The organism is Paraburkholderia sp. (assembly GCF_026225065.1).
Taxonomy (GTDB): Bacteria; Pseudomonadota; Gammaproteobacteria; order Burkholderiales; family Burkholderiaceae; genus Paraburkholderia.
Window position 1 is genome coordinate 1 of the sequence record NZ_JAMFSB010000347.1, and the last position, 5,571, is coordinate 5,571.

At 62.8% G+C, this 5,571-nt stretch carries 6 protein-coding genes and 1 pseudogene; 3 read left to right on the forward strand and 4 right to left on the reverse strand.

Translation table 11 applies throughout. From position 1 onward, the window contains the following. Window positions 1-555: extracellular solute-binding protein (locus M0954_RS24010; protein ID WP_297355907.1), on the reverse strand; the 555-nt coding region annotated here is incomplete at its 3' end. A gap of 78 nt (window positions 556-633) precedes the next feature. Further along, complete coding sequence (locus tag M0954_RS24015; RefSeq protein ID WP_122153490.1) at window positions 634-1,416, reverse strand: L-iditol 2-dehydrogenase; 783 nt, start codon at window positions 1,414-1,416, stop codon at window positions 634-636. A gap of 345 nt (window positions 1,417-1,761) precedes the next feature. Between M0954_RS24015 and M0954_RS24020 the strand changes: the two genes are divergently transcribed. The 3 genes from M0954_RS24020 to M0954_RS24030 are packed head-to-tail and all read left to right on the forward strand — an operon-like array spanning window position 1,762 to window position 4,453. After that, complete coding sequence (locus M0954_RS24020; RefSeq protein ID WP_122153489.1) at window positions 1,762-2,715, forward strand: metal ABC transporter solute-binding protein; 954 nt, start codon at window positions 1,762-1,764, stop codon at window positions 2,713-2,715. Between the two features lie 24 nt (window positions 2,716-2,739). Then, window positions 2,740-3,678 carry an ABC transporter ATP-binding protein gene (locus M0954_RS24025; RefSeq protein ID WP_297355909.1) on the forward strand — a complete coding sequence of 313 codons (939 nt, stop codon included), beginning with the start codon at window positions 2,740-2,742 and terminating at the stop codon, window positions 3,676-3,678. Further along, window positions 3,671-4,453, forward strand: coding sequence for a metal ABC transporter permease (locus M0954_RS24030; RefSeq protein ID WP_122153487.1), 783 nt, complete (start codon window positions 3,671-3,673; stop codon window positions 4,451-4,453). The genes M0954_RS24025 and M0954_RS24030 overlap by 8 nt, the downstream gene beginning before the upstream one ends. 11 nt (window positions 4,454-4,464) lie before the next feature. On the opposite strand, the gene fghA is transcribed toward M0954_RS24030, so the two are convergent. Continuing rightward, window positions 4,465-5,328, reverse strand: coding sequence for an S-formylglutathione hydrolase (gene fghA / locus M0954_RS24035; RefSeq protein ID WP_133892876.1), 864 nt, complete (start codon window positions 5,326-5,328; stop codon window positions 4,465-4,467). Between the two features lie 34 nt (window positions 5,329-5,362). Next, a pseudogene (locus M0954_RS24040) lies at window positions 5,363-5,571 on the reverse strand (S-(hydroxymethyl)glutathione dehydrogenase); the annotation flags it as partial.

Below are 5,571 nucleotides of genomic sequence, written 5' to 3' on the forward strand. Positions count from 1 at the left end.
CAAGCAGATGCCGTACATGCCGTTCGCCTTGTCGGTGAGCTTGTCGGCGAACTGCTGGATCTGGTCATAGGTCGGCTGATCGGGCATGGTCAGCCCCTTCGCCGCGAACAGGTCCTTGCGGTAGTACGTCATCGAGCTTTCGACGTAGAACGGCAGCGCGTACAGCGAGCCGTTGTACGAGAGCCCCTCGCGGGCCGTCTTCACGACGTCGTTCAGATCGTAGCTGGCGGGCAGGTTCGTGATCGGGGCGAGCCAGCCGCGCTTGCCCCATTGCGGCGTCTCGTAAGCGCCGATCGTCATCACGTCGAACTGGCCACTGCCGGTCGTGATGTCGGTGGTGGCGCGCTGACGCAGCACGTTTTCTTCCAGAATCACCCAGTTCAGCTTGATGTCCGGATTGGCCTGCTCGAACGCCGGCGACAGCTTCTTCAGCTCGATCATGTCCGGGTTGTTCAGGGTCGCGATCGTCACCGTCCCGGCCGTGGCGTTCAACGCTGCGCACGCAACGGCGGCGGCGCCGACGGCCTTGAGCGCGGGTTTCATGGCTGCTTTCATCACTTGTCTCCTTTCTAGTACGTTATGTTTTACTGCGTTGTTATGCAAACGGGCGTTGTGCGGGCAACGGCCCAAGGGTCAGCTCATCCAGTTGCCGCCGTCGACATTCAAAGTCTGTGCGGTGATGTAATCAGCATCGGCGGAAGCCAGGAACAACGCCGCGCCGGTCAGGTCTGCAGGCACGCCCATGCGGCCAAGCGGCACCGCCTCGCCGACCAAGCGCTTCTTCTCGCCGGGCTGACGGTTTTCGTAGCGAGCGAAGAGCGCGTCGACCTGATCCCACATCGGCGTATCCACGACACCGGGTGCGATCCCGTTGACGTTGATCTTGTGCGGCGCTAGCGCCAGCGCAGCGGACTGCGTATAGCTTAGTACGGCGGCTTTGGTTGCGCAGTAGTGTGAAACGAGTGCTTCGCCGCGCCGGCCAGCCTGCGATGACATATTGATGATCTTGCCGCCGTGGCCCTGCTCGACCATGCGCTGGGCGACGGCCTGCATCAGGAAGAACATGCCTTTGACGTTGACGGCGAAGAGCCGGTCGAAGACGTCCCAGGATTCGTCGAGAATCGGACGCATGTCGAACAGCGCAGCATTGTTGAAGAGAATATCGATCTGGCCGAACCGTTCGACGGTGCTCGCGACGATGCGTTGGATGTCTTCGCGGCGTGTGACGTCAGCGCTGATGGTCAGCACCCGGTCGCCGTCCGCGTTGCGCAGCGCCGCGCCGAAACCGTCGGCGGGCTTCACGTCGACCAGCACGCAACTCGCGCCTTCGTCCAGATACCGGCGGGCTACGGCTTCGCCGATTCCGCTTGCTGCACCCGTGAGGATCGCCACTTTCCCTTGCAATCGCGTTGCCACTGCGTGTCTCCGGTTCGTTTTCGAGTTTTGCCGCGTGGTGAGCGAACGCTCGTTGCGCGAACAATTGCTCTGTTGGTGATCGAATGATCGGATACGAGTCCGGTCATGTCAAGGCGGTTAACGAGATTTCGATGGTGCAGCGCGGCAGCGTCGGGGGGAGTCCTTTGTCGCACTCTGTCGAGGCTGCCGCACGTCCTTGCGACAGCGATACACCGGCGGCCCCTGTCCGTCGACACTGACAAACTTATTAGATACGTTATATCATTGCATTCCCGCCTCAACCGCGAAGCTCTGCCGGGTCGCCCGGAGCCCTTCGCATCCAACTCTTTAGCAGCAGGGATACCGATGAAGAAACTCAGCTTGAAGTGGCACGATGCGCGCCGTGTGCTCAGCCTGTCGAAGTATCTGGTGGCCGGCGCCGCCGTGCTGGCGCTCGGCCAGGGCGCCTACGCGCAGGCCGCTAAGATCCAGGTGGTCGCCGCGGAAAACTTCTACGGCGACGTGGTGCATCAACTGGGTGGCGACCATGTGGACGTCACCAGCATCCTGAGCAACCCGGACGAAGATCCGCACCTGTTCGAAGCCAGCCCGAAGACCGCCCGCGCGTTGCAGCACGCGAACCTTGTGGTCTACAACGGCGCCGATTACGATCCGTGGATGGCGAAGCTGCTGAACGCATCGAAGAACAATGCAAAGCGCACGATCATTGTCGCGGCCGATCTCATCGGCAAGAAAAGCGGCGACAATCCGCACCTCTGGTATAACCCGGCAACCATGCCCGCCGTGGCCCGCGCAGTCACCACGGCGCTCGAAACGGCTGACCCGGCGAACAAGTCGGCGTACGATGCGAACCTCGCGAAGTTTCTCGATTCGCTCAAGCCGATCGACGCCAAGATTGCCGATCTGCACGGCCGTTATGCTGGCGTGCCGGTCACGGCGACGGAACCGGTATTCGGCTATATGTCGGATGCTGTCGGCCTGACGATGCGCAATATGCGCTTCCAGTTGGCGACGATGAACGACACGGAAGCGAGCGCATCGGATATCGCTGCGTTCGAACGCGATCTGCGCGAAAAGCGCGTGCGAGTCCTGATCTATAACAGCCAGGCAACCGAGGCCCTGACCAAGCGCATGTTGAAACTCGCGCAGCAATCGCACGTGCCGACCATGAGCGTCACGGAAACGGAACCGGCCGGCAAGAACTACCAGGTGTGGATGCTCTCGCAGCTGGACGCGCTCTCCGCGGCGCTGGCGGCGGGCGACACTGGTGCGCCAGCGGCAGCGTCGGCGGCCAAGTAAGGCAGTAATCAACGGAACCACGTAATGAATCTGACTGGCCGCACACCGTCCACCGCCGCGCCTGTTCTCGAACTTGAGAACGTGACGCTGGAACTGGGCGGCCGTGCCATCCTGCGCGACACCAGTCTGCAGGTGAATCAAGGTGAATTCATCGGCGTACTCGGGCCGAACGGCGCGGGCAAAACCACGCTGATGCGCGCCGTGCTCGGCCTCGTGCCGGCGGCGAGCGGCACGATCCGCGTCCTTGGCCAGCCGGTGGAGCGCGGCAATGCGTCGATCGGCTATATGCCGCAGACGCGCGCCGCGCTCGCCGGGCGCCGGGTGCGCGGCCGCGACTTTGTCGCGATGGCCGCCGACGGCCACCGCTGGGGTCTGCCGCACGCAGATGCGAAGACTCGCGCGGACGTCGAACGCGTGCTGGATCTGGTGGGTGGCCGCACGCTGGCGGCGCGGCCTTTGTCCGAGTTGTCGGGCGGCGAGCGTCAGCGTCTTTTGCTCGCACAATGTCTGCTCGGCAATCCCAAACTCCTGTTGCTCGACGAACCGCTGATCAGTCTGGATCCGCATCATCAGAAGAGCGTGGTCGAACTGGTGCGTAACGTGCAGCAGGAACTCGGCATCGCGGTGCTGTTCTCGGCGCATGAACTCAATCCGCTGCTCCATGCGCTCGACCGGGTGCTGTATCTGGGCAGTGGCGTCGCAGCGCTTGGCACGGTTGACGAAGTCATCACGAAGCCGGTGCTGTCGCGGCTCTACGGCTCGGCCATCGACGTGATGCGCGTGAATGGCCGCATCTTCGTGATGTCAGGCGACGTCGAAGTCGAAAAGCACGATCACGAACACGAAGACGACGCCCACGATCACGATCATGGCGGCGCGTCGGGCCATGGACATTCGCATGGCCACGGCCACTCACACGGCCATAACCACGCCTCACGCGACGGACACACGAACGATGTTTGAATACGATTTCATGGTGAACGCATTCGCGGCGTCGGGGATCGTCGCGGTGCTGGCGGGGATTGTTGGCTATTTTCTGGTGATGCGCGGACAGACGTTTGCGGGCCACGCGCTCTCGCACGTCGGCTTTACCGGCGCGACGGGCGCGGTGCTGCTTGGCATCTCCCCGATCTGGGGAATGATTGGTTTCACATTGGCGGCAGGCGTCGGCATGGGCGCGCTCGGTGAGAAACTCGCCGGACGCGATGTGGCGATCGGCGTGATCCTCTCGCTCGCGCTCGGCTTCGGCCTGCTGTTTCTGCATTTCTTTACCGCTTACGCGACCCAGGTCACCGCGCTGCTGTTCGGCAACGTGCTGGGCGTGAATACCTCCACGCTGGGCGTGCTCGCGGGACTCGGCGTTCTCAGCTTGCTCGCGCTCGCCGCGATCATGCGGCCGTTGCTGTTCGCTTCGCTGCAGCCAGAACTGGCCGAGGCCAAGGGCGTGTCGCTGCGGCTCGTGTCGGTGCTGTTTCTGGCAATTGCCGCGCTGGCCGTGGCGGCATGTACGCAGATCGTCGGCGTGTTGCTGGTGTTCACGCTGATGGTGGGGCCTGCGGCAGCGGCGCAGAACCTCACCACAAGACTCTCCGCCGGCCTCGTGCTCGCGGCGCTACTTGCGCTGGTGCAAGCGTGGCTGGGACTCACGCTCGCGTTCTATACGGATTGGCCGACGAGCTTCTGGATCACCGCGCTAGCCGCGTTGGTGTATGGCGGAAGTTTGCTGGGGCGGCGGTAAGGGGGCGCGCATCAAGCGAGCAAAACCTTCGCGTGATGCGCGATGTGATCCTCGATGAACGACGAGATGAAATAGTATCCGTGGTCGTAACCCACGTGACGCCGCAACATCAACGGCTGTCCTGCGGCATGGCACGCCGCTTCGAACACATCGGGGTATAACTGCTCGGAGAGAAACTGATCCGACAGGCCCTGATCGATCAGAATCCCCTCCGCGAACTTGTGCGACGCGTTCGCCACCAGTTCGCTCGCGTCATACGCCTTCCACGCCGCCCGATCCTGGCCCAGATATCCGCCGAACGCCTTCTCGCCCCACGGAGAGATCGAGGGCGCCGCAATCGGCGCAAATGCCGACACCGAGCGGTAAATCTGCGGATTGCGCAGCGCCAGCATCAGCGCGCCGTGGCCACCCATCGAGTGACCGAAGATGCCAAGCCGATCGCCGTCTACCGGCAGATTCGCCAGCACCGTTTCCCGCAGTTCGTCGCGCACGTACGAGTACATCCGGAAGTGCTTCGACCACGGCTCCTCGGTCGCATCGACATAGAACCCCGCACCCACGCCGAAGTCCCACGCCGCGCTTTCGCCAGGGATACCCGCACCGCGTGGACTGGTGTCCGGCGCGATCAACGCAATCCCATGTTGCGCGGCGAACCGCTGCGCGCCTGCCTTGATCGGGAAGGTTTCCTCGGTACAGGTGAGACCCGCAAGATAGAACAGCGCCGGCACCTTCACCGCCGCGGCATTCGCCCCCTGTACGGCTTGCGGCGGAAGATACACCGCAAAACGCATCGGCAGGCCGATCACCTTCGACTCATGCTTGTAGATGCGCTGCGCGCCGCCATAGCAGGTGTGATTGGCTAGCAGTTCGAGCATCGCATTCTCCCTTGATTGCAAGGTAAATCGGGCATCAGTACAGCACGACCGAGCGGATCGACTCGCCCTTCTTCATCAGGTCGAAGCCTTCGTTGATACGATCGAGCGGCAGACGATGCGTGATCAGATCGTCGATGTTGATCTTGCCTTCCATATACCAGTCGACGATCTTCGGCACATCGGTGCGGCCACGTGCGCCGCCGAACGCGGAGCCCTTCCATTGACGGCCCGTCACGAGCTGGA

Excerpts from the sequence above, each read along its gene's own strand:
- M0954_RS24020 (WP_122153489.1), top strand. The coding sequence starts at position 1,762 with ATGAAGAAACTCAGCTTGAAGTGGCACGATGCGCGCCGTGTGCTCAGC.
- M0954_RS24025 (WP_297355909.1), top strand. The coding sequence starts at position 2,740 with ATGAATCTGACTGGCCGCACACCGTCCACCGCCGCGCCTGTTCTCGAA.
- M0954_RS24030 (WP_122153487.1), top strand. The coding sequence starts at position 3,671 with ATGTTTGAATACGATTTCATGGTGAACGCATTCGCGGCGTCGGGGATC.
- fghA (WP_133892876.1), bottom strand. The coding sequence starts at position 5,328 with ATGCTCGAACTGCTAGCCAATCACACCTGCTATGGCGGCGCGCAGCGC.